This is a genomic window from Streptomyces sp. NPDC091387 (assembly GCF_044756945.1).
In the GTDB taxonomy this organism is placed as follows: Bacteria; Actinomycetota; Actinomycetes; order Streptomycetales; family Streptomycetaceae; genus Streptomyces.
This window is the reverse complement of record NZ_JBIVTZ010000005.1, coordinates 454,318-478,201: the sequence shown is the minus strand read 5'-3', so window position 1 is coordinate 478,201 and position 23,884 is coordinate 454,318. Positions and strand designations below refer to the sequence as shown.

Here is a 23,884-nt window from a genome sequence, read left to right as displayed (position 1 = left end):
GTTCCGGTGGTGGGTTCGAGCGGCGTGACGACCGTCCGCGCGGCCCCCGTCGTGACGACGACAACCGCGGCGGCAGCACCGGCGGCGGCTTCCGCCGTGACGACAACCGTGGCAGCTCCGGCTCCTCCGGTGGCAGCTTCCGCCGCGACGACAGCCGGGGCGGTGCCTCCGGTGGTTTCCGCGGTCGGCGGGACGATGGCGACCGGGGTGGCTACCGCGGCCGCGACGACCGTGGTGACCGCGGCGGGTACGAGCGTCGGGACGAGCGTGAGCGCGAGCCGATCAAGCGGCTTCCCATCCCCGACGAGGTCACCGGCCACGAGATCGACAAGGATGTCCGGCAGGAGCTGATGAGCCTGCCCAAGACCCTCGCCGAGGATGTCGCCAGGAACCTGGTCATGGTGGCCCGGCTGCTCGACGAGGACCCCGAGCAGGCGTACGCGTACTCGCGCATCGCCCTGCGACTGGCCTCGCGGGTCGCCGCCGTGCGTGAGGCAGCGGGCTTCGCCGCCTACGCGACGCAGAAGTACGCGGAGGCGCTGGCGGAGTTCCGGGCGTCCCGTCGGATGACCGGTTCCGTGGAGCTGTGGCCGGTGATGGCCGACTGCGAGCGCGGACTCGGCCGGCCCGAGCGGGCGATGGCCATGGCCGGCGAGCCCGAGGTGCAGAAGCTGGACAAGGCCGGACAGGTCGAGATGCGTCTGGTCGCTGCCGGCGCCCGCCGGGACATGGGGCAGATCGACGCCGCCATCGTGACCCTGCAGAGTTCCGAGCTGGCCTCCAGCGCCGTCCACTCGTGGACGCCGCGACTGCGCTACGCGTACGCGGACGCGCTGCTGGCCGCAGGGCGCGAGGACGAGGCGCGTGAGTGGTTCGGGAAGGCCCTGGAGGCCGACAAGGACGGCTCCACCGACGCGTCGGACCGGCTTGCCGAGCTGGACGGTGTCGAGTTCGTCGACGTTCTCGGTGACGATGACGAGGACGGCACCCCCGTTTCCGCCCCCGCCGCCACGGACGCGGCGGATGACGTCGAGGCGCCGGTGGTAGCCGCCGCGGACGACCACGATGACGACGACCTCGATGACGACGACCTCGACGACGAGGACGACGACGAGGACGGTCCGGTCAAGGCGTAACGCACAAGAAGAGGGCGGCACCCCAGCCGGGGTGCCGCCCTCTTCTGCGTGTCCGGGGGCAGGATCAGTCGAGGAGCAGGCTGCGCAGGACCAGGCCAGTGGCCGGTTTGGGGCCGAAAGAGGTCGACTTGCGTGGCATGGTGACGCCCTGCCGGGCCAGGTCCCGGACGACTTCCTCGCGTACGGGATGCATCAGCACCGCCGTGGCGTTGTGGCGCTCGGCCTGTTCGACGGCGGCCGCGGTGTCGTGGATGTACGCGATGTGCGCCGGATCGTCCGGGATCTCCCAGACGTGGTCCAGCAGCGCCGAGTGCAGGACCGTGGCGTCGAGGGTGCGCCAGGCGGCCGGGCGGTCGGCCCGGATGGTGCGGGTCAGCAGGGCCTCGTCGGGGCGGTCGACCAGATGGAAACCGCCGTCGCCCGCGAGCAGGAAGGCGTTGCTCTCGGCGGCTGCCCCCGCCAGGGCGTCCAGGGCCCGGGGGAGCGGCCCCTCGATGTCGCGGATGCGGAAGAGACCGGTCAGCGCGGCGAGCGCGTCGGCGACCGGCAGTCCGTGCAGCAGCCGGTGGATGGACCGGACCCGGAGCGGGTACCGGGCCGTGTCGACCAGGAGGACCAGACCGAAGTCCCAGGCACCGGGGACGGAGTGTTCCCGCTGAAGCCTGAGATAGGTGGCCCAGCGGTGGTGGCCGTCGGCGATCAGGGCCTGGTGACGGGCCAGATTCGTCTCCAGCACCGACTGTTCGGCGGCGTCGGTGATTGCCCAGAGCCGGTGGCTGAATCCGTCCTCCGTGGTGGTGGAGAACAGCGGCGGGCGGTGGATCGTCCGCTCGATGACGGCGGTCGCCCCGGTGGCGTCGCCGTCGCTGCGGTAGGTCAGCAGCAGCGGTTCGAGGTGGGCCTCGGTGGTCCGCATCAGGTCGGCACGGTCCTCGACGACATCGGCCATCACGTCCTCGTGCGGGAGCACGATGCCGTCGGCGGGGCCGGAGAGGGCCAGCGCGCCGATGACGCCACGCTGGAGGATCTCGTCGTTGCGCTGCTCGTACACGTAGAACGCGGGCTCGGGATCGGGGGCGAGGATCCCCTCGGCGAGCCAGCGGTTGAGCGTGGCGGCGGCCTGTTCGTGGCGGGCGGACGCGGTGTCGGCCTGCGGGAGGATCAGGCGCACGATGTTGTACGGATCCGCCGATTCCAGGTGGAGCAGCCCGTCGGGCCGTACGACGACGTCGTACGGGGGCGAGGTCACCGCGGCGAGGCTGCCGACCAGCTCGGGGACGTAGCGCAGTCCACGGAACGGAATCAGGTGCAGTCCCTGGTCCGCAGGGCCTCGTGAATTCATTTCTGCATCGTATGTGCGGTTCGGGGATGCGGGATGATCGGGGGGAGAAGCAGGCAATGAGGAGCGCAGGATATGAGCCAGGCGAGCAGGACCAGGCCGAGCGGGATCAGTACCGCGTTGAGTGAGGCGTACGACACGGCTCTGCTCGATCTCGACGGGGTGGTGTACGCGGGCGGGCAGGCGATCGACCATGCGGTCGAGGCGCTCGGCACGGCGCGGGACGGTGGAATGCACCTGGCGTACGTGACCAACAACGCGCTGCGGACGCCGGATGCGGTGGCGGAGCATCTGACCGAGCTGGGGGTGCCGGCCGAGGCGTCCGACGTGATCACTTCGGCGCAGGCCGTGGCCCGGCTGATCGCCGATCAGCTCCCGTCCGGGGCGCGGGTGTTGGTGGTCGGCGGCGAGGGGCTACGGGTGGCGCTGCGTGAACGCGGCCTGCGGCCGGTGGAGTCGGCGGACGACGAACCGGTGGCGGTCGCGCAGGGATACGGCGGGCCCGACATGGCGTGGGGCCGGTTCGCCGAGGCGGCCTACGCGGTCAATCGCGGGTTGCCGTGGTTCGCGTCCAACACGGATCTGACCATTCCGAGCGCCCGGGGAATCGCGCCCGGCAACGGGGCCGCCGTGGAGGTCGTACGGATCGCGACCGGGGCCGAGCCCCAGGTGGCCGGGAAGCCGCTGCCCCCGATGCACAGGGAGACGGTGCTGCGGACCGGCGCGGAGCGGCCGTTGGTGGTCGGGGACCGGCTCGACACGGACATCGAGGGAGCGTTCAACGGTGGCGTGGACTCGCTGCTGGTGCTGACTGGGGTGACGGACGCGGTGCAACTGGTGGCCGCGAAGCCGGAGCACCGGCCGACCTACGTGGACGCCGATCTGCGGGGACTGCTGACGGGGCAGCCCGAGGTGACGCAGGCGGGCGAGGGCTTCGGCTGTGGCGGCTGGACGGCGTCCGTCCGGGGCGAACAGCTCGTGCTGGAGGGCGAGGGGGAGGCGCTCGACGGCCTGCGGGCCCTGTGCGGGGCGGCGTGGTCCCAGGCCGGGGAAGGGTCGTGCGGGCTGGACGCGGGGAAGGCCGTGGCCAGGCTCGGGCTGTAGCGGCGGCGATCCGGTCGACCTCGTCCGGCCGGTGCTCCTCTCCGTGGTCCTTTCCGTGGTCCGGTCGGGCAGCCGGTCGGATGTCAGCCGAGGACGGCGAGGTCGAGCCGCCGGAGGCGTGCGGGGTCGGCGATCACGTCGTACTCGGTGATCCTGTCGCCCTCGATGGTGAAGGTGAGCGCGAACAGCAGGCGGCCGCGCGGGGCCACGACGACTCCCACCATGCCGTTGACCAGCGCCAGTTCGGCCAGTTGTGACCGGTGCGCCAGCGCGGCCGTCCCCTCCGCGACGGCTCGCGCGCCGCGGGCCTCGGCCGTGCCGCCCGGCGGTACCGCGACGGGGTCGGCGCGGCGCACCACATCGGGAGCCAGTACGGCGAGGACCGCGGTGAGGTCACCGGCCCGCGCGGCGGCGAGGAACGCCGAGACGACCTGCCGGTGCCGGGCGAGCTCGGCCGCCGGGACCGCGGGAGTGCCCCGCACCTTGTGGCGGGCACGGCTGGCGATCTTCTTCGTGGCGACCGGCGTGCGTTCCACGACGGGCGCGATCTCGCTGAACGGCACGGCGAACATGTCGTGCAGCACGAACGCGATCCGCTCGACGGGTTCCAGCGTGTCCAGCACCACGAGCAGCGCGCGGCTCACCGAGTCGGCCAGCAGCGCCTCGTCCTCCGGCGGGCTGCCCTGGGCGGACTTCGCGACCTGGTCGAGAACCTCCTGCCCGGCCAGGTCCTCCCTCCGTGATCTGCGGGTACGCAGCATGTCCAGGCAGATGCGGGTCACCACGGTCCGCAGCCAGCCGGCCAGGTTGTCCACCTCGCCGGCGTCGACCCGGCAGAGGCGGAGCCAGGTCTCCTGGACGGCGTCCTCCGCCTCGTCCAGTGAGCCGAGCATCCGGTGGGCAACCGCGCGCAGCAGGCCGCGCTGTGCCTCGAAGCGTTCCGCCAGTGCCTCGCGCTCGTCCACCGGTCACCTTTCGCCGTTCTGTTCCGTCACCCCTCCTGACGAACGCAACGTAGCTGAAGTGACAGGAGAGCCGATGACGTCCTTGCTGCATCTGGATGCCAGTGCCAATCGCTCCGAGGAGTCGGTCAGCAGGCAGCTGACCGCCCTGTACGCCCGCACCTGGCGGACCGCGCACGGCCCGGCCGGATACCGGTACCGGGACCTGGCCGCCGACCCGGTGCCACCGCTGGGAACCGCCTACTGCTCGCTCGGCCGCCGGGTGGAGCGGACCGGCCTCGTTCCGCCGGACGGAGTGGACGCGCTGACCGGGAGCGAGGCCGAGAAGCGGGAGTGGTCGCTGACGCGGCCGCTGATCACCGAACTGCTGGCGGCGGACACTGTGCTGGTCGGTGCCCCGATGTACAACTTCTCGGTCTCCGCCTCGCTGAAGGCGTGGATCGACCGGGTGGGCTTCCCCGGCGCCCTCACCGACCCGGACACGGGGGAGGGCCTGCTCCGGGGGACGAAGGTCGTGGTGATCAGCCCGCGGGGTGGTGCCTACGGCCCGGGAACCCCTCGGGAGGGCTGGGACTTCCAGACGCCCTACCTGCGGGCGTACTTCGGTGAGAAGGGGGTGGCGCCGGAGGACCTGTGTTTCGTCAACGCCGAGATGACCATGGCGGAGCTGGTTCCCGGCCTGGCCCGGTTCCGGCCGTTGGCGGCGAGCTCGCTGGCCGCGGCGCGGGCGGAGGTGATCGTGGCGGCGTCCGGCGGGGAGCCTGCGGGCGGCCGGAGCGAGGGTGCGGGAGGCCGCATCGAGGCCACAGCAGGGTAGGCTAACCTAACCGGCGTGTTCGTTGAGAGTCCCCCGGAACCGAGTGCAGGCCCGACAGCCGCGCCGGACAAGCCCGCGCCCCCCAGGCGCCATGCGGTACGAGCCGCAGGGCTCCTGGCGGCCCTGGTGCTCCTGGTGCTGGTGTGCCTGGCGAGTATCGGGATCGGCGCCAAGGCCCTGCCCCTCGCCGACGTCTGGCACGGGCTGTTCCACTACGCCGGGAGCAGCGACGACGTCCTCGTACGGAAGGTGAGGATTCCCCGGACCGTTCTCGGGCTGATCGTCGGCAGCGCGCTCGGCCTCGCCGGGGCCGTGATGCAGGCGCTGACCCGTAACCCGCTGGCCGAGCCCGGACTGCTGGGCGTCAACGCGGGGGCGTCCGCGGCGGTCGTCTCCGCCATCAGCTTCTTCGGTGTGACCTCACTGACCGGGTACGTCTGGTTCGCCTTCGCCGGTGCCGCGATCGTGTCCGTGGCCGTGTACCTGCTCGGGGGCAGCCGGTCCGCCACTCCGGTACGGCTCGCGCTCGCCGGGACCGCGGTCACCGCGGCGCTGTACGGGTACGTCAACGCCGTACAGCTGCTGGATTCGGCGGCGCTGGACCGGCTGCGGTTCTGGACCGTCGGCTCGCTCGCCTCCGCGAACACCGAGACGGTCGGCAAGGTGTGGCCGTTCATCGCGATCGGCGTCGTGCTGACCCTGCTCATCGCCCGACCGCTCAACGCACTGGAGATGGGCGACGACACGGCACGGGCGCTCGGCGCACATCTGACCAGAACCCGGGTCCTCGCCATGCTCGCCGTCACCCTGCTGTGCGGGGCGGCGACCGCCGCGTGCGGACCGATCGTCTTCATCGGGCTGATGATCCCGCACCTGGTGCGGGTGATCACGGGTCCCGACATGCGCTGGATCCTGCCGTACGCGGCCGTGCTCTCCCCGGTGCTGCTGCTCGGCGCGGACGTGGTCGGCCGGATCATCGCCCGCCCCGCCGAACTCCAGGTCGGTATCGTCACCGCGCTGATCGGCGGGCCGGTCTTCATCCATCTCGTACGACGCAAGAGGATGTCCCAGCTGTGAGGGCCACGCACACGAAGGAGACGGCGCGGGCGACGGAGACGGCAGAGGCGGCGGGGAGGACCGGGACGGCCCGGTCGGTGCGGGCCGTGCGGACGGCCGGCGGGTACTCGTTCCGGATGAACGTCCGGGCGTCCCTGGTGATTCTGCTGCTCGCCGCCGTGGTGGCGGGGGCCGGAGTCGTCCTCATCGGCAGCGGCGACTTCACCATGACCCCGGGCGAGGTCGTCACCACGCTCTTCGGACACGGCACCTTCCAGCAGGAGTTCATCGTCACGGACCTGCGGCTGCCGCGGGTGCTGGTCGGGCTCCTCGTGGGCGCGGCGCTCGGCGCCGGCGGCGCCGTCTTCCAGACCGTCTCGCGCAACCCGCTCGGCAGCCCCGACGTGCTGGGCTTCGGCCAGGGCGCGACGGTGGGTGCGCTGACCGTGATCGTGCTGTTCCAGGGCGGGGCGACGGCGGTCGCGGGCGGGGCGGTGGCCGGCGGTCTGCTGACCGGGGTCGCCGTCTACCTGCTGGCGTGGAAGCGCGGGGTGCACGGCTTCCGGCTCGTCCTGGTCGGTATCGGCGCCGCTGCCATGCTGACCGCCGTGACCCAGTACCTGATCACCAAGGCCAACCTCGTGGACGCCACCCGGGCCGTCGTCTGGATGACCGGCTCGCTCGACGGACGGGACTGGGCGCAGGTCTGGCCGCTGCTCGCGGTCTGCGGTGTCCTGCTGCCGCTGGTGTTCGCGCACGGGCCCGCCCTGCGGGTGATGGAGATGGGCGACGACGCCGCGTACGCGCTCGGTGTAAGGGTCGAACGTACCCGGCTCGTCCTGATGGGCTCCGCCGTGCTGCTCGTCGCCGTCGCCACGGCCGCCGCCGGGCCGATCGCGTTCGTCTCGCTCAGCGCCCCGCAGCTGGCCCGCCGGCTGACCCGCTCGACCGGTCCCAACCTCGTGGCCTCGACCTTCATGGGCGCCGCTCTGCTGCTCGTCGCCGACTGGGTCGCGCTCGACGCCTTCGGCGACCGGCAACTGCCCGTCGGCGTGGTGACCGGAGTGCTCGGCGGCTGCTATCTGCTGTGGCTGCTGGTGTCCGAGCGGAAGGCGGGGCGCATATGAAGAACGCCTCCGCCTCCGTCGACGCCGCTGGCGCTGGCGCGGCCGGTGCCACCGGCCGCGTGAAACCCTCGCCCGCCGCTCAGCCCCTCACCAGCCCCCCGACCGACTCACGGAGTACGACCATGCAGCGCCTCACCGCGGACTCGGTGACCCTCGGCTACGACCAGCGGGTCATCGCGGAGAACCTCTCGGTCGAGATACCCGACCACTCGTTCACCGTGATCGTCGGCCCCAACGCCTGCGGCAAGTCGACATTGCTGCGGGCGCTCTCCCGGATGCTCAGGCCGAGCCGGGGCCAGGTGCTGCTGGACGGGCAGGCGATTCACCGGATGCCCGCGAAGAAGGTCGCCAGGACGCTGGGGCTGCTGCCCCAGTCCTCGATCGCGCCGGACGGCATCACCGTGGCGGATCTGGTGGCCAGAGGCCGCTATCCGCACCAGGGGCTGCTGCGGCAGTGGTCGCCCGAGGACGAACGCATTGTCGAGGAATCGATGGCGTCGACCGGCGTCGGTGAACTCGGTGATCGCTATGTCGATGAATTGTCCGGCGGTCAGCGGCAGCGCGTCTGGATCGCGATGGCCCTCGCGCAGCAGACGCCGCTGCTGCTCCTGGACGAGCCGACGACCTACCTGGACATCCAGCACCAGATCGATGTGCTCGACCTGTGCGCGGAGCTGCACGAGACACAGGGGCGCACGCTGGTGGCCGTCCTGCACGATCTGAACCACGCCGCGCGGTACGCCACGCACCTCGTCGCGATGCGGGAGGGCGAGATCGTCGCGGAGGGCCCGCCCGGGGAGATCGTCACCGCGGAACTGGTGGAGCGGGTGTTCGGGCTGCGGTGCCAGGTGATCTCCGATCCGGAGACGGGGACACCGCTGGTGGTGCCGGCCGCGCGGGTCGCGCGGGCCGCGTCGGCGTAAGAGGGGCCCTGCGCGGTGCGGGAGCCCCGCGGCCACGCTTCGTCCTCAACCGCCGGGCGGGCTTGATGCGACCGCTACGGGACGGGCTCGGCAAGGGGCAGGGCTACAGGAGGGACCTGAGCTTCAGGAGGTCGCGGAAGCCGGCCTCCAGGCGTACCCGGCCCGAGCCCCACGCCTTGGCGAAGTTCAGCTCGCCGTTCACCAGGGCCACCAGATCGTCCCCGGTCATCGCGAGACGTATCTCCGCCCTCTGCGGAGGCGGCCCCTCGACCGTGTCCAGGACCTGGATCCGGCCGCCGGCCAGCCGGCCGGTGAACGTGATGTCGAGGTCCTTGATGTGGCAGCTCAGCGAACGGTCGAGGGACGCCGCGCTGCGCACGTCGCCGTCGGCCCCCGCGAGGTTGTCCGAAAGTCTGTCGAGTGCGCTGCGGCACTCCGCCATGGTCGCCATCGTGATCGACGGTACCGCAGCCCGTCGGGGTAGCGTTTCCCGCATGAGCGACTCGATGCCGGGGCCGGGGACGGCCGCCGGAACCGCGCCCGGGGAGATCCCGCAGGACGCGCCGCAGGAGCCGCCCCGGGCGGCCGCGCACGACCCGGAGGCCCCGGCGCCCCTCGGCGTCGTCCGCACGCCCACCGGCAACGCCGGGGTGGACGCGGGACTGGAGCGTCTCGCCGACGCCGACCGCCTCCCGGCGGGCGGCCACATCGAGGTGTACGAGGATGTACACCGCGGACTGCGCGACGCGCTGACCGGCCTGGACGCCGGGCCCGTACCCGCCCCGGCACCCGCACCGGTGCCGCCGAACACCAACTCGTACAACGACTCGCACCACAACTCGTACAACAACAGGAGCTGAACCGAACGTGGCAGGAGTGGCCCGTCGCCGCCTCGACGCCGAGCTGGTACGCAGAAAGCTCGCCCGCTCACGCGAGCATGCCAGCCAGCTGATCGCCGCAGGACGGGTGACCGTCGGCGGCAGCACCGCGACCAAACCGGCCACCCAGGTCGAGACGAGTGCCGCCGTCGTCGTCACCAAGGACGACAGCGACCCCGAGTACGTCTCACGGGGCGGCCACAAGCTGGCGGGCGCCCTCGCCGCCTTCGTACCCCTGGGACTGGAGGTGGAGGGGCGGCGCGCCCTGGACGCCGGAGCGTCCACCGGTGGGTTCACCGATGTGCTGCTGCGGGCCGGAGCGGCCCACGTCGTCGCCGTGGACGTCGGCTACGGGCAGCTCGCCTGGTCGCTCCAGTCCGATGACCGCGTCACCGTCAAGGACCGCACCAACGTACGGGAGCTGACGCCGGAGGCGATCGACGGCGAGGCGGTCGACCTGGTGGTGGGCGACCTGTCGTTCATCCCGCTGGGGCTCGTCATGCCCGCGCTGGCGCGCTGCGCCGCCCCCGACGCGGACCTGGTCCTCATGGTCAAGCCGCAGTTCGAGGTGGGCAAGGAGCGGCTCGGCAGCGGCGGAGTGGTCCGCAGTCCCGAACTGCGGGCCGAAGCCGTACGCGAGGTGGCGCGCCGGGCCTGGGCGCTCGGACTGGGGGTCCGGGGCGTGACGGCGAGCCCGTTGCCCGGACCCTCGGGAAATGTCGAGTACTTTCTGTGGCTGCGGGCCGGAGCACCGGAGCTGGATCCCGCGGATGTCGACCGTGCAGTGGCGGAGGGGCCTCGTTGACGACGAATACGGCACGAACAGTCTTTCTTCTGGCACACACCGGCCGGCCGGCCGCGATCCGCAGCGCCGAGCTCGTGGTCCAGGGCCTGCTGCGCAACGGCCTGGGCGTACGGGTGCTGGCGACCGAGGCGGCCGACCTGCCGCTGCCACCGTCCGTCGAGACGGTCACCGATGCCACCCCCGAGGCGGTGAACGGCTGCGAACTGCTGATCGTGCTCGGCGGGGACGGGACACTGCTGCGCGGCGCGGAGCTCTCGCGCGCCTCCGGGGTGCCGATGCTCGGCGTCAACCTGGGCAGGGTGGGCTTCCTCGCCGAGGCGGAGCGCGACGATCTGGACAAGGTCGTCGACCGGGTCGTCACCCGGGCGTACACCGTTGAGGAACGCATGACGATCGACGTCGTCGTGCACAGCAACGGAACCGTCGTCCACACCGACTGGGCACTCAACGAGGCAGCCGTGCAGAAGGTGTCGCCCGAGCGGATGCTGGAGGTCGTGCTGGAGATCGACGGGCGCCCGGTGACCGGGTTCGGCTGCGACGGCATCGTGTGCGCGACGCCCACCGGTTCGACCGCGTACGCCTTCTCGGCCGGCGGACCCGTCGTCTGGCCCGAGGTCGAGGCGCTGTTGATGGTCCCGATCAGCGCCCACGCGCTGTTCGCCAAGCCGCTGGTGACCTCGCCCACGTCGGTGCTCGCCGTCGAGGTCCAGCCGCACACCCCGCACGGGGTGCTGTGGTGCGACGGGCGCAGGACCGTCGAGCTGCCCGCCGGAGCGCGGGTCGAGGTGCGGCGCGGCGCGGTGCCCGTACGGCTGGCCCGGCTGCACCAGGCGTCCTTCACGGACCGGCTGGTGGCCAAGTTCGCGCTGCCGGTGTCGGGGTGGCGGGGCGCCCCGCACTGACCCCGGACGGGGCACCCGGGGAGTCCTTGGTACCCACCCGATCCGGTGTCCCGGCCGCGGCCCGTGTGCGCGGGGGCCACGAAACCTCGTATGGTCATGTCCGTGTTGGAGGAGATGCGGATACGGTCGCTCGGAGTCATCGACGACGCGGTGGTGGAGCTGTCACCCGGTTTCACCGCCGTGACCGGTGAGACCGGCGCGGGCAAGACCATGGTCGTCACCAGTCTGGGGCTGCTGCTCGGCGGACGCGCCGACCCCGCCCTCGTGCGGATCGGCGCGAAGGCCGCGGTCGTCGAGGGCCGGATCACGGTGTCCGAGGGCGACGCGGCGGCGCTGCGGGCCGAGGAGGCCGGGGCCGAGATCGAGGACGGCGCGCTGCTGATCAGCCGTACCGTTTCGGCGGAGGGGCGCTCGCGCGCACATCTGGGCGGCAGATCCGTCCCGGTGGGCGTGCTGGCCGAACTCGCCGACGAACTCGTCGCCGTGCACGGCCAGACCGACCAGCAGGGGCTGCTCAAGCCGGCCAGGCAGCGGCAGGCCCTCGACCGGTACGCGGGCGACGGTGTCACCAAACCGCACACCGCGTACGCGGCGGCCTACCGGCGGCTGCGCGAGGTCGCCGGTGAACTCGACGAGCTGACGACGCGCGCCCGCGAACGCGCCCAGGAAGCCGACCTGCTGCGCTTCGGGCTGAACGAGGTCGCCGCGATCGAACCGCTGCCCGGTGAGGACACCGAGCTGGCCGCCGAGGCCCAGCGGCTCGGCCACGCCGACGCCCTCGCCTCAGCCGCCGCCCTCGCGCACACCGCGCTGGCCGGCAACCCCGAGGACCAGGAGGCGGTCGACGGGGCGACCGTCGTGGCGGCGGCCGGGCAGGCGCTGGAAGGAGTCCGGTCCCACGACCCGGCGCTCGCCGCGCTGGCGGACCGGGTCGGCGAGATCTCCATCCTGCTCTCCGACGTCGCGGGCGAACTCGCGGGCTACGCCGACCAGCTGGACTCCGACCCGCTGCGGCTCGCCGCGGTCGAGGAGCGGCGCGCCGCGCTCACCGGACTCACCCGCAAGTACGGCGAGGACATCAGCGCCGTACTGGCCTGGGCGGAGGCGGGGGCCGCGCGCCTCACGGAGCTGGAGAGCGACGACGACCGGATCGGCGAACTGACCGCGGAACGGGACGCGCTGCGCGCCGAACTCTCCGGACTCGGACAGGCGCTGACCGACGCCCGTACGGCGGCGGCGGCCCTCTTCGCCGAGGCGGTCACCGCGGAACTCGCCTCCCTCGCCATGCCGCACGCCCGGGTCTCCTTCGACATCCGGCAGACCGAGGCGGCCGACGAGGCGTCCGGCATCGACATCGGCGGACGCAGCGTGGCCTACGGGCCGTCCGGCGCCGACGAGGTCGAACTGCTGCTGGCCCCGCACCCCGGCGCCCAGCCCCGCCCGATCGCCAAGGGTGCCTCGGGCGGTGAGCTGTCCCGGGTGATGCTCGCCGTCGAGGTGGTCTTCGCGGGCTCCGACCCCGTACCCACCTACCTCTTCGACGAGGTCGACGCGGGCGTCGGCGGCAAGGCCGCCGTCGAGGTCGGGCGGCGGCTGGCGAAGCTCGCGAAGTCCGCCCAGGTCGTGGTCGTCACCCACCTGCCCCAGGTCGCCGCGTTCGCCGACCGCCAGCTGCTGGTCGAGAAGACCGTGGACGGCTCGGTGACCAGGAGCGGTGTCACCGTCCTGGAGGGCGAGGAGCGGGTACGGGAGCTGTCCCGGATGCTCGCGGGCCAGGAGGACTCCGAGACGGCCCGCGCCCACGCGGAGGAACTGCTCGCCACGGCACGGGCGGACGGCTAGGGCCTGTGTCCTGAGCCCTGTCCGGCCCGTGCCGTCCGGCCCGGCGGGGCGCTCCGGGGGTGCTGATCCCGTTGGGCGGCGCCCCCGCGGCGCCCCGCGATCTTCACCCGTGCGAGTGGTGCGCCACGCCCGGTTTGTTGCGTTGCGCACCGGAGTTACGGTCCTGCCGTGCCGGAACGTGCGTACGGACTGGCATCCTTGGCCGTGTACACACCGCCGACTCGGCAGCCCCGGGAGCCATTCAACGTGTCACAGCTGCGTACGGTCCAAGTGCTGGGCGGAGGCAGTCCGGGAAGCAGCGCCCATGTCGGCTCGCTGGCCGCCGGACTGGTCGCGAGAGGTGTGCAGGTCACGGTCTGCGCGCCCGCCGGACTGGACCGCACCTACGATTTCTCCGCGACGGGGGCGCACTTCGCGCCCGTACCGAGGCGCACCGATCCCGCCGCCGTCGCCGCGCTGCGCGCTGCCTGCGCCGGTGCCGACGTGGTCCACGCGCACGGACCGCACGCCGCCGTACGGGCCGCTCTGGCGCTCGGCGGACGCCGCGTCCCGCTGGTCGTCACCTGGCACACCCGGTCCCACGCCGAGGGCGCCCGCCGCCGGCTGCTGCACCTGCTGGAGCGAAGGGCCGCCCGCGCGGCGGCCGTTGTGCTCGGCGCCTCGTCGGACCTGGTCGACCGGGCCCGGCGCCGTGGGGCGCGCGACGCCCGGCTCGCGCCCGTCGCCACGCCTCCACCCCGGATCCCCGCCGTGCTGCCCGACGGCAAGACGCGGGCCGAACTCGGCGCGGTGGAGCGGCCGTTGATCATGGCGGTCGGCAGCCTGGTGCCGCAGCACGGGTTCGGCGCGCTGCTCGACGCGGCGCGCGCCTGGCGACGGCTCGACACCGTGCCCCTGCTGGTCATCGCGGGGGAGGGGCGCGAACGGGCGGCTCTGCAGCGTCGGATCAAGGCCGAGGACCTGCCCGTCGCGCTGATCGGCGGCCGAACCGACGCCACCGAACTGCTGGCCGCCGCCGATCTGGTCGTGCTGCCCAGCCGCTGGGAGGCCCGCTCGCTGGTGGCCCAGGACGCGCTGCGGATCGGTGTGCCGCTGGTCGCCACCGCGGTCGGCGGGGTGCCCGAACTCGTGGGTGACGCCGCGGAACTCGTGCCGTACGGGAACGCGGAGGCGCTCGCCCGAGCCGTGGCCCGGCTGCTCGGCGATCCGGCGGAACGGGACCGGCTGGCCGCCGCGGGTCTCGCGCAGGCGGCGAGCTGGCCGACCGAAGACGACACGATCGCCCAAGTGCTGAGCGTGTACGACGAGTTGGCGCAGCCTTTGGCGGTGGCCCGGAACCACTGAGCCGGGTGCGGGCGGCCGCTACGACGCGTGGCGGCGGGCGCGCAGCGCCAGGCTCAGGGCCAGCACCGCCTGCGGGTCGTCCAGATCGGTGCCGAGAAGTTCACCGATACGGGCGAGCCGGTTGTACAGCGTCTGACGGTTCAGATGCAGCTCGCGCGCCGTTTCCGCCTTGCGGCCCGCATGGGCGAGGTAGGTCTCCAGCGTCGGCAGCAGCGGCGGACGCGAGGTGCGGTCGTGGTCGCGCAGCGGGCCGATCGCCCGTTCGACGAACGCCGCCAGATCCGGGTGGTCCCGCAGCCGCCAGAGCAGCAGGTCGATATCGAGGCGCCGGGCGTCGTACCAGGGCCGGTCGCTGAGCCCCTGTGCCGCCGTGGCCGTCTCCGCCGCGTGCCGGAGCCCCGCACCGGCCGTCGCCCAGCTGCCCGCCACCCCGACCACGACGACCGGGGGATGGGATCCCGCCCGTTCCAGACCGGCCCGCTCCACCCCGGCCCGCAGTGCCGCGGCGACCCGGTCGGCCACCGCCGTGCGCTCCGTGTCGGTCCGCAGCGCCAGCAGCAGCGGCACCCGGCCCTCCACCGGCCGCACCCCGAGCAGCACCGGTACCCCCACAGCGGACAGCTCCTCCAGGACCGCACGGGCCAGCAGCGCCCAGTTGCCGGACGGGGACAGCTCGGGGGCCAGCCGCATCACCACGGGCAGCAGCGGCATCCCGCCCGGTTTGAAGCCCAGCACCCGGGCCTGGGCCGGCGCGTCCTCGGGGGCGATCCGCCCCTCCGCCAGATCCGTCAGGAAGTCACCGCGCCCGCGCGCGGCGAGCTCCTCCTCCTGGCGGGCCTGCATCAGCACCACGGCGAGCAGGCCCGCCGCGCGCTCCGCCGCCATCCGGTGCACCGTCACCAGCGGGCCGTCCACGGCCAGCAGGACCAGCCTGGCCCGTACCGAACCGGTCCCCGGACCGCCGCCCGGCACATCCGCCAGCACCGCGCCGACGGGCGGCGACTCCCGGGCCGCCCGGCCGCCGCGCATCCCGTCCCAGACCTGGAGCGGATCGGCGGAGACCGGCCCGGACTCGGGGCCCGCCGCGTACAGCAGCTGGCCGTCGGCCGTCTCAAGGAACACCGGATTGGCCGTGAAGTCCGCCAGGATGCCCAGCACCTGGGGCACCCCGCCACCGCCGAGCAGCGCCTGGGTGCAGCGCCGGTGGACCTCCTCGGCCTGCTGGAGGAGCGCGTAGTGACCGTTGACGATCTCGGTGTGGACCTCCTCGGTCACCGTCACGAACGGCACCTCGCGGTGCAGCTGGACCAGCGGCAGCCCGGCGGCCCGCGCGGCGTCCACTATCGAGGAGGGCAGCCTGCTGAAACGCGGACCGAGCTCCACGACCAGGGCGGCGATGCCGCGGTCGGCGAGCCGGCGGACGAACGCGCGCTGCTCTGCGGGGCGGCTGCCGAGCCCCATGCCGGTGGTGAGGAGCAGCTCGCCGCCCTTGAGCAGCGAGGCGATGTTGGGGACCTCGCCCGCGTGCACCCAGCGCACCGTCCGGCTGAGCCGGTCGGCGCCGGACACCACCTCGGGGAGTCCGCTGCGCAGCCCCGGCAGTTCGAGGGCCCGCTGAACGGTGATGCCGCCTTGGGTCTCCACTGACTCTGGCCTCGCGCTTCGGTCGGGTCGTATCGGGCGGACGCCCTGATCAGGAAGGTACCGGCCCGGGGCGCCGTCGGCGGCGCCGGGGCGGCGCGGTCCCCGGCCGCCGCGCTGACCTGACTGACCGCTGTTGACAGCGGCCCGGGCCGCTGCGATCTTGAAAATTCTGTGGGGTGCGGGCGCTCCGGCCCGTCCGGGGGAGTGGGGGAACCATGCACGAGAACGTACGGCTTCCGGGCCCGCTGGTCGGCGCCGACTGGCTCGCCGAGCGGCTGGGCGAGCCAGGCCTGCTGGTGTTCGACGCCTCGGTCGGCGCGCACCGGGGCGCCCGGCAGCGGATTCCGGGCGCGCGGCCCTTCGACATCGACGGCGCCCTCAGCGACCACGCGGTCCCGCTGCCCCACGCGATGCCGGAGCCCGCCCGGTTCACCGAGGAGCTGCGCTCCCTGGGCCTGCGCACCGGTGACACCGTCGTCGTCTACGACGGGGCGGGCGTCTACTCCAGCCCCCGCGCCTGGTGGATGCTCCGGGCGATGGGCTTCGACCGGGTGGCCGTGCTCGACGGCGGTCTGCCCGGCTGGGCGGGTGCGGGGCTGCCGCTGGAGAGCGGTGCGCCCGCGGCCGCCGCGGAGCGCGGTGACTTCACGGCCGCGCCGCGTGCGGGGCTGGTGGCCGGCGCCGACGAGGTGGCGCAGGCGCTGGCCGACCCGGCGGCCGCCGTGTTCGACGCCAGGTCCAGGGACCGGTTTCTCGGTACGGCACCCGAACCGCGTGCGGGGCTGCGCGGCGGCCATATGCCGGGGGCGGTCGGTCTGCCGTTCGGCGAGATCCAGCGCGAGGGCCGGATGCGCCCCGCGGCCGAACTGCGCGCCGCGTTCGCCGCACTGGCGGGCGACCGGAAGCGCCTGTACTTCAGCTGTGGTTCCGGCGTCACCGCCTGCGTCCTGGCGCTGGGGGCGGAGCTGGCCGGATACCGCGAGACGGCGGTGTACGACGGCTCCTGGAGCGAGTGGGGGCTGCCCTCCGAGCTGCGCCCCGTCGTGACGGGGCCGTGAGAGCGCCTGGCAGGGTGTGCGCCCCTCCGGCACCCCGGACCCGCCGCGGTGCGCCCTCCGGCACACCGCGGCGACGCCGTTGTAGGTTCCGGCGAGCCGTGTCCTCTGGAGCTGCAGTGACCTGCACTTTCAGGCCGGATTCCGCGGTCGTGCCAGTGACACAGTCCCGCTTTCGTGTCATTTTCCTCAGCGAACGGAAGAGCCAACGGCCGCTCACTGATGGCGGCTCCAGTCGGCGGACCCCGGCCCGTGACGCCGCAGCCGCTTGTCATTGACCTGAACCTCTAGATGAGGCCAGGCTGTGGCCAGGCGCGAAAGATCGGCATCCTCCGGCAGGGGCACCGAACCCAGCGACTCGTCCGGCTTGAAATGGGCCGGCGTCCCGGTCGTGCCATCGACCTCGACGGGTTCAAGGTCACTGACGGGAACGCCGTGTTCGTAGCGCTGGGTCCAGGCCCCATTGAGGCGACGGTTGGTATGGACCAGGGCGTGTCCTGTAGGTCGGCACGCAGCCATAACACGATGGCGGCGATGATGATTTCTGAGCGGTAGTAGCTGCGTTCCGGGCTGGTGAGCGCGATCCCGCGAGCTCAACAATCGACCGGCTCCGCTGATCGACATCCACGCCGTTTGAACAGAGTCCCGATTTCACCCACCTCGCCAGACCGCGCGGGGTTACACCGAGTGACCGGCCTCGAACGTCGAAACGATGCCGCCGACCGCAGATCGGCAGGTCCGATCTGTCCGAGCATCGGTGCCGTTCCCATTCCCGGCTTCCCAGCGTCGTGCGCGCATAACGCTAGGCTGACCGGCAAAAGAGACACTCATTCATGCGATCACGAAAACCACGCGCGATCCTCGCTGCCGCGTTCTTTGCGGCGGTGACTGCGGTGGTGCTCACCAGACGTTACCGGCCGGCGCTCAAGATGACGGGGCTTCGCAACCCGGTACCCGGCCGGCGGTTATGGGTGTCGGCAGGCCGGCCGTCACAGCCGCGTCCACCAGCGGACTCCAGTTGACCGCCAACGAGCGTGAACGCATCTCGAAGTCCATCGCGGCGGTTGCCACCGATTCCGATATCGGTGCTGCGCTCACCGTTCGGCCGTCGGTCGCCGGCGCGACTGATCCGTCCACCGCGTGCACCAGAGCCTGGTAGAGCAGATGCGGGCCGGCGCCGCTGTAACCCCCCGCCGAACATCGTGCCTGAGCAGAAGTGTCGCCGTTATCATTGACCGGTGATCGGCAACCTTGAGTCGTTCCAGGACGAGCTGGCCGCCAGCGGGTTTCCGCCGCTGGTCAACAAGCTGGCCGGGGCCGGCTTCCGGGGCGGGATCGCCACCCGTGACCTCGGGCCGCTGCGGCTGGTCTCCCTCAACACGCCCGAGAGCGCCTGCATCGGGCGGGAGCGCGACGCCACCGACGGCGAGAACCTGGCGGTCAAGGTGATGATCCGGGGCCGGACGCGGATCGAGCAAGGGCGCGGCGACGCCGAACTTGGGCCGACCGACCTGGTACTGCTCGATCCCACGCGTACGCTCCGGTTCGAGAGCACCGCCGCGGCGCACGTCACCATCCTGGTTCCGCGCCGGGAGCTTCGGATCCGGCCCGCGCAGATCGACCGGCTCATCGGCGTACGCATCGACGGCAGCCACGGCCCGGGCGCGCTCGTCTCCGTGCTGGCCCGGGAGTCGGCGTGGTCGGCGACCGAGTTCCGCGAGGCGGAGGCGCTGCGGTCGGCGGCGGCCGTCGTCGAGCTGATCGCGGTCGCACTGGAGGCCCGGCTCGGCGACGAACAACCGGCCCCGGACGAGTGGCTGCGGAGCCGGATCGCCGGCTACATCGAGACCCGGCTGGCCGATCCCGATCTGTCCCCGCCCGGCATCGCCGCCACCCACAACATATCCGTACGCCGGCTGCACAAGCTGTTCGAGGACCAGCCGCTCACCGTCGCGGCCCTGATCCGCTGTCGCCGCCTGGAGCGCTGCCGGGCCGAGCTGACCGGAAGCGGACGTACGGTCACCGCCGTGGCCGCCCGGTGGGGATTCTCCGATCCCACCCATTTCAGCAAGCTCTTCAAGGCGACGTACGGCTACAACGCCCGTGCACTGGTAACCAGCAACCGTGCACAGACGACCAAGACGCGCACAGCCGGCCCGGACAAGGATGGTGGTGACCAAGGCAGGCAATAGCAAGAGGAGAAGTCGTGGCGAAGGTAAACATCGTCCGCCCCGGTGAGGGCGAGATCCTCGGCAGCGGGGCGCAGCAGATCCGCATCCTGGAGAACGGCGAGCACACCGACCACCGGCTGGGGTTCGCCGAGGTCACCATTCCGCCGGGCACCCCGAGCCCGTTGCAGCATCGTCACGCCCAGCATGACGAGGGCTTCTACGTGCTGGCGGGAACTTTCCGGTTCACCGTCGGCGAGGACCAATACGACGCCGGGCCGGGCACCTGGGTCATCGTGCCGACCGGGGCGCCGCACACGTTCGCCAACGTCGGCGACGAGAACGCGGTCATGCTGAACACCTTCACGCCGGACCTGTATGTGCAGTACTTCCGCGACTTCAAGGCCATGATCGATTCCGGGCAGCCGGTCAACGCCGAGACCATGCAACCGCTCTGGAAGAACTACGCCACCGAGATCTCGAACGAATACGCCTCGTGAAGCGCCTTCAATACGACCGCTACGGCGGCCCGGAGGTGATGCGGCTCGCTGAGTTCGAGCCACCACGCCCGGGTCCGGACGAGGTTCTCGTCCGCGTCCGAGCGGCGGCTTCCAACGCGCTGGACTGGAAGATGCGCAACGGCGAGATGAAGTTGATGACCGGTCGCTCCTTTCCCCGGGCGATGGGGCACGACTTCGCCGGAGTCGTCGAGGCGGTCGGCGCCGGCGTCACCCGCTTGAAGGCCGGCGACGCGGTACTCGGCGGGGCTCGTTTCCGGCAGGCGGGGGCGTTCGCCGAGATGGTGACGGTCCCGGAGAAGGCGGTCGTGCTCAAACCGGTGGACCTTTCGTACGAGCAGGCCGCCGCGCTGCCGACCGTGGGCGTGACCGCCTACCAGGCCACGGCGGAGGTCCGTCCCGGGCAGGCGGTCTTCGTCAACGGGTGCCTGGGCGGGGTGGGCCGGGCCGCCGTCCAGTTCGCCCGGGCGCGGGGAGCCTCGGTCGCCGGCAGTTGCCGCAACCCTGCGGCCGACGAGGCCCACGAGCTCGGCGTCGAGCCGGTCGTGGGTTTCGGCTTCGACCCGGCCGCCCTCGCGGAACGGTTCGATCTCGTCCTCGACACGCCCGGCATGCTTACCTTCGCCGCGGCCCGAACGCTGCTGAAGCCCGGCGGAACCATCGTCGACATCGTCCCAACCCCGGCCAAAATGATCAGAAGCGCACTGCCCGGCCCGTTCCGGGCGATGATGGGCCGACCGGTGACCGCCGACCTGGAGGAGGTGGCCCGGACCCTGCGCCTGCCCATCGCCCGTACGGTCCCGTTGGCCGAGGCGATTCCCGCCCTGACGGAGCTGGAGCGCGAGCAGCGCCCGAAGGGCGGCAAACTGGTCATCGCCATGGCCGGAAGCTGAGCCGGGCCGAGCTAGGGCGTGTCCTGTAGGTCGGCAGGCAGCCATCCGTGGCCCCGTGGCCCCGTGGCGTGGATCGCAGCGACTACGGCTTCACCGATCTGGGTCGGTTTCATCGGTGATGCCGTGGTTGTACGAGTGAGAAGTGGGTGTCCGATCTCGCGACGCAGTCTTCCAACTCTCGTGATCAGGGCCGTGCGGGCCGCGAGGTCCTCGTCATCGGCGGCAGACGGGCCTGACCTGTCGTGGATCAGCTCGGCGCGATCGCAAGTCGGCAGCTCGCGCAGTGACATCCTGGCCAGCCGGTCGCGCCCGTCCTTGAGGACGACCTCCATGCCCGTGGCCAGGCTGGCGAACTCCACGACCTCGACCGTCTCGCCGTCCAGCCGGAAGTGCGTCCCGACCCCCAGCTTCGTCCCCGCCCCGCTCATGCTGCCCTCCGCAACACGTGGCCTGTGCTCAACGGCCGGTCCAGCGTGGTCGTCACATGCCCGGACCACAGCAGGTACAGCACCGCCGACTTCACCAGCGGCCGGGGACACTCCGGCCGCAGCCGGAAGGCGTCGCCCAGCGACATCCCGTCCAGGTCCACCGCCCGCAGCGCGGCCACCAAGTCAGGGTCGAACAGCCAGGCGCGGCGGTAGCCGGCCAGGAACCGGACGTTTTCCAGCACGTGCGGATCCGGCTCGCTCCACACCTCGTACTGCCACCCGCGCGAAGTCACGGCTTCCTGCGTCCAGGCGAAGGTGAAAGCGACTTCCGGCTTCTCAAGTCGGTGCCGCGGTTGACGTCCACGACCACCGGACCGTCATCCGTCAGCAGCAGACAGTCCGGGATGCGCTTGCGGACCTTGCCATCAACGCCGGCCTTGAGCAGGAACGGCTGGGCGACGATTTGCCGCACCTCGGGAGCGAAGCCGGCGAACAACAGCCGCCCCAGCTCCAGCCGCGACTCGTAGATCACATGATCGCCCACGGTCGCCGACCAATACGTGCCCGAATAGTGCTGCTGCCCCTTGAACCAGCGGAACGTCCGCCACGGCCGGGCCTGCCGCAGCAGCCCGAGCGGCACCGATGGCCACTCCAGGTCCTCCACCACGGACTCGTCACCACGCCGGACACTCAGCCGTACCGGCGCGGCCACCGCTGTACCCATCGGACCACCAACCCCGCGTTTCTCCAGGCAGCCTCGCCAGCAGCCGAACGCTGGGGTCCTGCCCCGGCCACGCCCGCAGACGCCGCCCGGGGCAGTCCTGTACAAAAAGTGGGGAACTACTGGCTCACGAGGCATGAATCCCATGCCCGCGTCCTACTGGCCACGCAGTGGACACGGCCGGTGGGAAAGGGACACGAGATCTGGGAACCCACAGCCGTCACCCCACGTACGCCCCGCTCGCCGTCAGCCGCAGTGCCGTGTCGATCAGCGGCACATGGCTGAACGCCTGCGGGAAGTTCCCCACCTGGCGCTGGAGCCGCGAGTCCCACTCCTCGGCCAGCAGGCCCAGGTCGTTGCGCAGGGACAGCAGCCGTTCGAAGAGCTGGCGGGCCTCGTCGACCCGGCCGATCATCGCCAGGTCGTCCGCCAGCCAGAACGAGCACGCCAGGAACGCGCCCTCGTCGCCCTCCAGCCCGTCCACACCGGCGTTCTCGCCGGTGGTGGGGTAGCGGAGCACGAAGCCGTCCTCGGTGGACAGCTCCCGCTGGATCGCCTCGATCGTGCCGATGACCCGCTTGTCGTCGGGCGGCAGGAAGCCCATCTGGGGGATCAGCAGCAGGGAGGCGTCCAGCTCCCTCGACCCGTAGGACTGGGTGAAGGTGTTGCGCTCCTGGTCGTACCCGCGTTCGCAGACGTCGCGGTGGATGTCGTCGCGCAGGTCGCGCCACTTCTCCAGCGGGCCTTCCGCGTCCCCGGCCTCGATCAGCTTGATCGTCCGGTCGACCGCCACCCAGGCCATCACCTTGGAGTGCACGAAGTGCCGGCGCGGCCCGCGCACCTCCCAGATGCCCTCGTCCGGTTCCTCCCAGTGCTTCTCCAGGTACTCGATCAGCTTGAGCTGGAGGCCGGTGGCGTAGTCGTTACGGGTCAGCCCCGTCATGTGCGCGAGGTGCAGGGCCTCGGTGACCTCGCCGTACACATCCAGCTGGAGCTGGCCCGCGGCGCCGTTGCCGACCCGGACCGGGCCGGAGCTCTCGTAACCCGGCAGCCAGTCCAGCTCGGCCTCGCCCAGCTCCCGCTCGCCCGCGATCCCGTACATGATCTGCAGGTTCTCGGGGTCGCCCGCGACCGCCCGCAGCAGCCACTCGCGCCAGGCACGGGCCTCCTCGCGGTAGCCGGTGCGCAGCAGCGAGGAGAGCGTGATCGCGGCGTCGCGCAGCCAGGTGTAGCGGTAGTCCCAGTTGCGGGAGCCGCCGATGTCCTCGGGCAGGGAGGTGGTGGGCGCGGCGACGATGCCCCCGGTCGGCGCGTACGTCAGGGCCTTCAGGGTGATCAGCGAGCGGACCACCGCCTCGCGGTAGGGCCCGTGGTACGTGCACTGGGCGACCCACTCGCGCCAGAAGTCCGCGGTCGCCTCCAGTGAACCCTCCGGGTCCGGGAGCGCGGGCGGTTCGCGGTGCGAGGGCTGCCAGCTGATGGTGAACGCGACCCGGTCGCCGGGGGCGACGGTGAAGTCCGAGTACGTCGTCAGGTTCTCGCCGAAGGTCTCGGCCGTGGTGTCCAGCCAGACCGAGTCGGGGCCCGCGACGGCGACCGTACGGCCGTCCACCTTGTGCACCCACGGTGTGACCCGCCCGTAGCTGAACCGCATCCGTAGCTCCGAGCGCATCGGCACCCGGCCGCTGACTCCCTCCACGATCCGGATCAGCTGCGGTGCGCCGTCACGCGGCGGCATGAAATCGGTCACCCTGACCGTGCCCCGCGGTGTGTCCCACTCCGATTCAAGGATCAGTGAGTCACCGCGGTACCGGCGGCGGTCCGCGGAGGGCGGTTCCGCGCCCTCGGCGCGGGCCGGGCCCAGGCGCCAGAAGCCATGTTCCTCGGTACCCAGAAGTCCCGCGAACACGGCGTGTGAATCGAAGCGGGGCAGGCACAGCCAGTCAGCTGTACCGTCCCGGCAGACCAGGGCTGCGGTCTGCATGTCTCCGATGAGTGCGTAATCCTCGATGCGCCCGGCCACGTGCATCTCCAGTCGAACGGCCATGTCGCCCCGTAGGGCGCTTACTGCGGGTCAAGAGGTCGTTGCTAGGGGTTGAAGTGGGGGAATGTGCAAGCTCATACCTCGCCCTGGGCGAGTGTGCGAGCAGGATACGACGCACCTGGGTGATCCGCGCGACGGTCTTGGGAAGAGAGATGAGCCGAACGGGTGTGGCGTGAAA

Annotated in this window: 23 protein-coding genes; 15 read left to right on the top strand and 8 right to left on the bottom strand. The window is 72.0% G+C overall.

Going from position 1 to position 23,884, the window contains the following annotated elements; genetic code table 11:
* Positions 1-350: 350 nt before the first annotated feature.
* Positions 351-1,136: a hypothetical protein gene (locus ACIQM0_RS13810; protein WP_401286147.1), complete on the top strand. Its 786-nt coding sequence runs from the start codon at positions 351-353 to the stop codon at positions 1,134-1,136.
* 64 nt (positions 1,137-1,200) lie between these two features.
* Here ACIQM0_RS13810 and ACIQM0_RS13805 read toward each other — a convergent pair whose 3' ends face one another.
* On the bottom strand, positions 1,201-2,478 hold the full coding sequence (locus tag ACIQM0_RS13805; protein ID WP_401286120.1) for a DUF1015 domain-containing protein: 1,278 nt from the start codon (positions 2,476-2,478) through the stop codon (positions 1,201-1,203).
* A 72-nt stretch (positions 2,479-2,550) separates the two neighbouring features.
* On the opposite strand from ACIQM0_RS13805, the gene ACIQM0_RS13800 reads away from it, so the two are divergent.
* A complete protein-coding gene (locus ACIQM0_RS13800; RefSeq protein WP_401286119.1) occupies positions 2,551-3,579 on the top strand; it encodes an HAD-IIA family hydrolase in 1,029 nt (342 codons plus the stop codon).
* An 83-nt stretch (positions 3,580-3,662) separates the two neighbouring features.
* Here ACIQM0_RS13800 and ACIQM0_RS13795 read toward each other — a convergent pair whose 3' ends face one another.
* On the bottom strand, positions 3,663-4,544 hold the full coding sequence (locus tag ACIQM0_RS13795; protein ID WP_401286118.1) for a sigma-70 family RNA polymerase sigma factor: 882 nt from the start codon (positions 4,542-4,544) through the stop codon (positions 3,663-3,665).
* Positions 4,545-4,617: 73 nt separating this feature from the next.
* Here ACIQM0_RS13795 and ACIQM0_RS13790 point away from each other — a divergent pair, with 73 nt between their 5' ends.
* The 4 genes from ACIQM0_RS13790 (at position 4,618) to ACIQM0_RS13775 (ending at position 8,464) form a co-directional block, all read left to right on the top strand.
* Positions 4,618-5,358 carry an FMN-dependent NADH-azoreductase gene (locus tag ACIQM0_RS13790; protein ID WP_401286117.1) on the top strand — a complete coding sequence of 247 codons (741 nt, stop codon included), beginning with the start codon at positions 4,618-4,620 and terminating at the stop codon, positions 5,356-5,358.
* A 15-nt stretch (positions 5,359-5,373) separates the two neighbouring features.
* Entirely contained in the window at positions 5,374-6,435 is a 1,062-nt protein-coding gene (locus tag ACIQM0_RS13785; protein WP_401286116.1) for a FecCD family ABC transporter permease, read from the top strand.
* A complete protein-coding gene (locus tag ACIQM0_RS13780) occupies positions 6,432-7,541 on the top strand; it encodes a FecCD family ABC transporter permease (RefSeq protein WP_401286115.1) in 1,110 nt (369 codons plus the stop codon). The genes ACIQM0_RS13785 and ACIQM0_RS13780 overlap by 4 nt, the downstream gene beginning before the upstream one ends.
* A 122-nt stretch (positions 7,542-7,663) precedes the next feature.
* The gene (locus tag ACIQM0_RS13775) at positions 7,664-8,464 is read left to right on the top strand and encodes an ABC transporter ATP-binding protein (RefSeq protein ID WP_401286114.1); all 801 of its coding nucleotides are present in this window, start codon (positions 7,664-7,666) and stop codon (positions 8,462-8,464) included.
* A gap of 103 nt (positions 8,465-8,567) precedes the next feature.
* Here the strand turns inward: ACIQM0_RS13775 and ACIQM0_RS13770 are convergent, their stop codons facing one another.
* On the bottom strand, positions 8,568-8,915 hold the full coding sequence (locus tag ACIQM0_RS13770; protein WP_363025483.1) for an SCP2 sterol-binding domain-containing protein: 348 nt from the start codon (positions 8,913-8,915) through the stop codon (positions 8,568-8,570).
* A gap of 43 nt (positions 8,916-8,958) precedes the next feature.
* Between ACIQM0_RS13770 and ACIQM0_RS13765 the strand changes: the two genes are divergently transcribed.
* The 5 genes from ACIQM0_RS13765 (at position 8,959) to ACIQM0_RS13745 (ending at position 14,235) form a co-directional block, all read left to right on the top strand.
* Positions 8,959-9,324, top strand: coding sequence for a hypothetical protein (locus tag ACIQM0_RS13765; RefSeq protein ID WP_401286113.1), 366 nt, complete (start codon positions 8,959-8,961; stop codon positions 9,322-9,324).
* A 7-nt stretch (positions 9,325-9,331) separates the two neighbouring features.
* On the top strand, positions 9,332-10,147 hold the full coding sequence (locus ACIQM0_RS13760) for a TlyA family RNA methyltransferase (RefSeq protein WP_363025479.1): 816 nt from the start codon (positions 9,332-9,334) through the stop codon (positions 10,145-10,147).
* Positions 10,144-11,049 carry an NAD kinase gene (locus ACIQM0_RS13755; RefSeq protein ID WP_123468978.1) on the top strand — a complete coding sequence of 302 codons (906 nt, stop codon included), beginning with the start codon at positions 10,144-10,146 and terminating at the stop codon, positions 11,047-11,049. The genes ACIQM0_RS13760 and ACIQM0_RS13755 overlap by 4 nt, the downstream gene beginning before the upstream one ends.
* Before the next feature lie 96 nt (positions 11,050-11,145).
* The gene (gene recN, locus ACIQM0_RS13750; RefSeq protein WP_401286112.1) at positions 11,146-12,891 is read left to right on the top strand and encodes a DNA repair protein RecN; all 1,746 of its coding nucleotides are present in this window, start codon (positions 11,146-11,148) and stop codon (positions 12,889-12,891) included.
* A 246-nt stretch (positions 12,892-13,137) separates the two neighbouring features.
* On the top strand, positions 13,138-14,235 hold the full coding sequence (locus ACIQM0_RS13745) for a glycosyltransferase family 4 protein (RefSeq protein WP_401286111.1): 1,098 nt from the start codon (positions 13,138-13,140) through the stop codon (positions 14,233-14,235).
* An 18-nt stretch (positions 14,236-14,253) separates the two neighbouring features.
* Here the strand turns inward: ACIQM0_RS13745 and ACIQM0_RS13740 are convergent, their stop codons facing one another.
* Complete coding sequence (locus ACIQM0_RS13740) at positions 14,254-15,879, bottom strand: PucR family transcriptional regulator (RefSeq protein WP_401286110.1); 1,626 nt, start codon at positions 15,877-15,879, stop codon at positions 14,254-14,256.
* Positions 15,880-16,094: 215 nt separating this feature from the next.
* Here ACIQM0_RS13740 and ACIQM0_RS13735 point away from each other — a divergent pair, with 215 nt between their 5' ends.
* The 4 genes from ACIQM0_RS13735 to ACIQM0_RS13720 all read left to right on the top strand — a co-directional run bounded on the left by ACIQM0_RS13735 (position 16,095) and on the right by ACIQM0_RS13720 (position 20,513).
* Positions 16,095-16,937, top strand: a complete 843-nt coding sequence (locus ACIQM0_RS13735; RefSeq protein WP_401286109.1) for a sulfurtransferase — start codon at positions 16,095-16,097, stop codon at positions 16,935-16,937.
* 1,235 nt (positions 16,938-18,172) lie between these two features.
* The gene (locus ACIQM0_RS13730; protein WP_401286108.1) at positions 18,173-19,126 is read left to right on the top strand and encodes a helix-turn-helix domain-containing protein; all 954 of its coding nucleotides are present in this window, start codon (positions 18,173-18,175) and stop codon (positions 19,124-19,126) included.
* A 14-nt stretch (positions 19,127-19,140) separates the two neighbouring features.
* Entirely contained in the window at positions 19,141-19,602 is a 462-nt protein-coding gene (locus ACIQM0_RS13725; protein WP_024494953.1) for a cupin domain-containing protein, read from the top strand.
* Positions 19,599-20,513 carry an NADP-dependent oxidoreductase gene (locus ACIQM0_RS13720; protein WP_362889585.1) on the top strand — a complete coding sequence of 305 codons (915 nt, stop codon included), beginning with the start codon at positions 19,599-19,601 and terminating at the stop codon, positions 20,511-20,513. Before ACIQM0_RS13725 ends, ACIQM0_RS13720 begins: the two co-directional genes overlap by 4 nt.
* A gap of 11 nt (positions 20,514-20,524) precedes the next feature.
* Here ACIQM0_RS13720 and ACIQM0_RS13715 read toward each other — a convergent pair whose 3' ends face one another.
* The 4 genes from ACIQM0_RS13715 to ACIQM0_RS13700 all read right to left on the bottom strand — a co-directional run bounded on the left by ACIQM0_RS13715 (position 20,525) and on the right by ACIQM0_RS13700 (position 23,685).
* Complete coding sequence (locus tag ACIQM0_RS13715) at positions 20,525-20,941, bottom strand: hypothetical protein (RefSeq protein WP_401286107.1); 417 nt, start codon at positions 20,939-20,941, stop codon at positions 20,525-20,527.
* A complete protein-coding gene (locus ACIQM0_RS13710; protein WP_401286106.1) occupies positions 20,938-21,234 on the bottom strand; it encodes a hypothetical protein in 297 nt (98 codons plus the stop codon). The genes ACIQM0_RS13715 and ACIQM0_RS13710 overlap by 4 nt, the downstream gene beginning before the upstream one ends.
* A complete protein-coding gene (locus tag ACIQM0_RS13705; protein ID WP_401286105.1) occupies positions 21,231-21,608 on the bottom strand; it encodes a TnsA-like heteromeric transposase endonuclease subunit in 378 nt (125 codons plus the stop codon). The genes ACIQM0_RS13710 and ACIQM0_RS13705 overlap by 4 nt, the downstream gene beginning before the upstream one ends.
* A 274-nt stretch (positions 21,609-21,882) precedes the next feature.
* Positions 21,883-23,685 (bottom strand): glycoside hydrolase family 15 protein, encoded by a 1,803-nt coding sequence (locus tag ACIQM0_RS13700; protein WP_401286146.1) that lies wholly within the window; start codon positions 23,683-23,685, stop codon positions 21,883-21,885.
* Positions 23,686-23,884 lie beyond the last annotated feature (199 nt).

What these genes read in the sequence shown, in the direction of transcription:
- ACIQM0_RS13800 (WP_401286119.1), top strand. Translation starts at nt 2,551, where the DNA reads ATGAGCCAGGCGAGCAGGACCAGGCCGAGCGGGATCAGTACCGCGTTG.
- ACIQM0_RS13770 (WP_363025483.1), bottom strand. Translation starts at nt 8,915, where the DNA reads ATGGCGACCATGGCGGAGTGCCGCAGCGCACTCGACAGACTTTCGGAC.
- ACIQM0_RS13715 (WP_401286107.1), bottom strand. Translation starts at nt 20,941, where the DNA reads ATGAGCGGGGCGGGGACGAAGCTGGGGGTCGGGACGCACTTCCGGCTG.
- ACIQM0_RS13810 (WP_401286147.1), top strand. Translation starts at nt 351, where the DNA reads ATGAGCCTGCCCAAGACCCTCGCCGAGGATGTCGCCAGGAACCTGGTC.
- ACIQM0_RS13790 (WP_401286117.1), top strand. Translation starts at nt 4,618, where the DNA reads ATGACGTCCTTGCTGCATCTGGATGCCAGTGCCAATCGCTCCGAGGAG.
- ACIQM0_RS13805 (WP_401286120.1), bottom strand. Translation starts at nt 2,478, where the DNA reads ATGAATTCACGAGGCCCTGCGGACCAGGGACTGCACCTGATTCCGTTC.
- recN (WP_401286112.1), top strand. Translation starts at nt 11,146, where the DNA reads ATGTCCGTGTTGGAGGAGATGCGGATACGGTCGCTCGGAGTCATCGAC.
- ACIQM0_RS13775 (WP_401286114.1), top strand. Translation starts at nt 7,664, where the DNA reads ATGCAGCGCCTCACCGCGGACTCGGTGACCCTCGGCTACGACCAGCGG.
- ACIQM0_RS13735 (WP_401286109.1), top strand. Translation starts at nt 16,095, where the DNA reads ATGCACGAGAACGTACGGCTTCCGGGCCCGCTGGTCGGCGCCGACTGG.
- ACIQM0_RS13765 (WP_401286113.1), top strand. Translation starts at nt 8,959, where the DNA reads ATGAGCGACTCGATGCCGGGGCCGGGGACGGCCGCCGGAACCGCGCCC.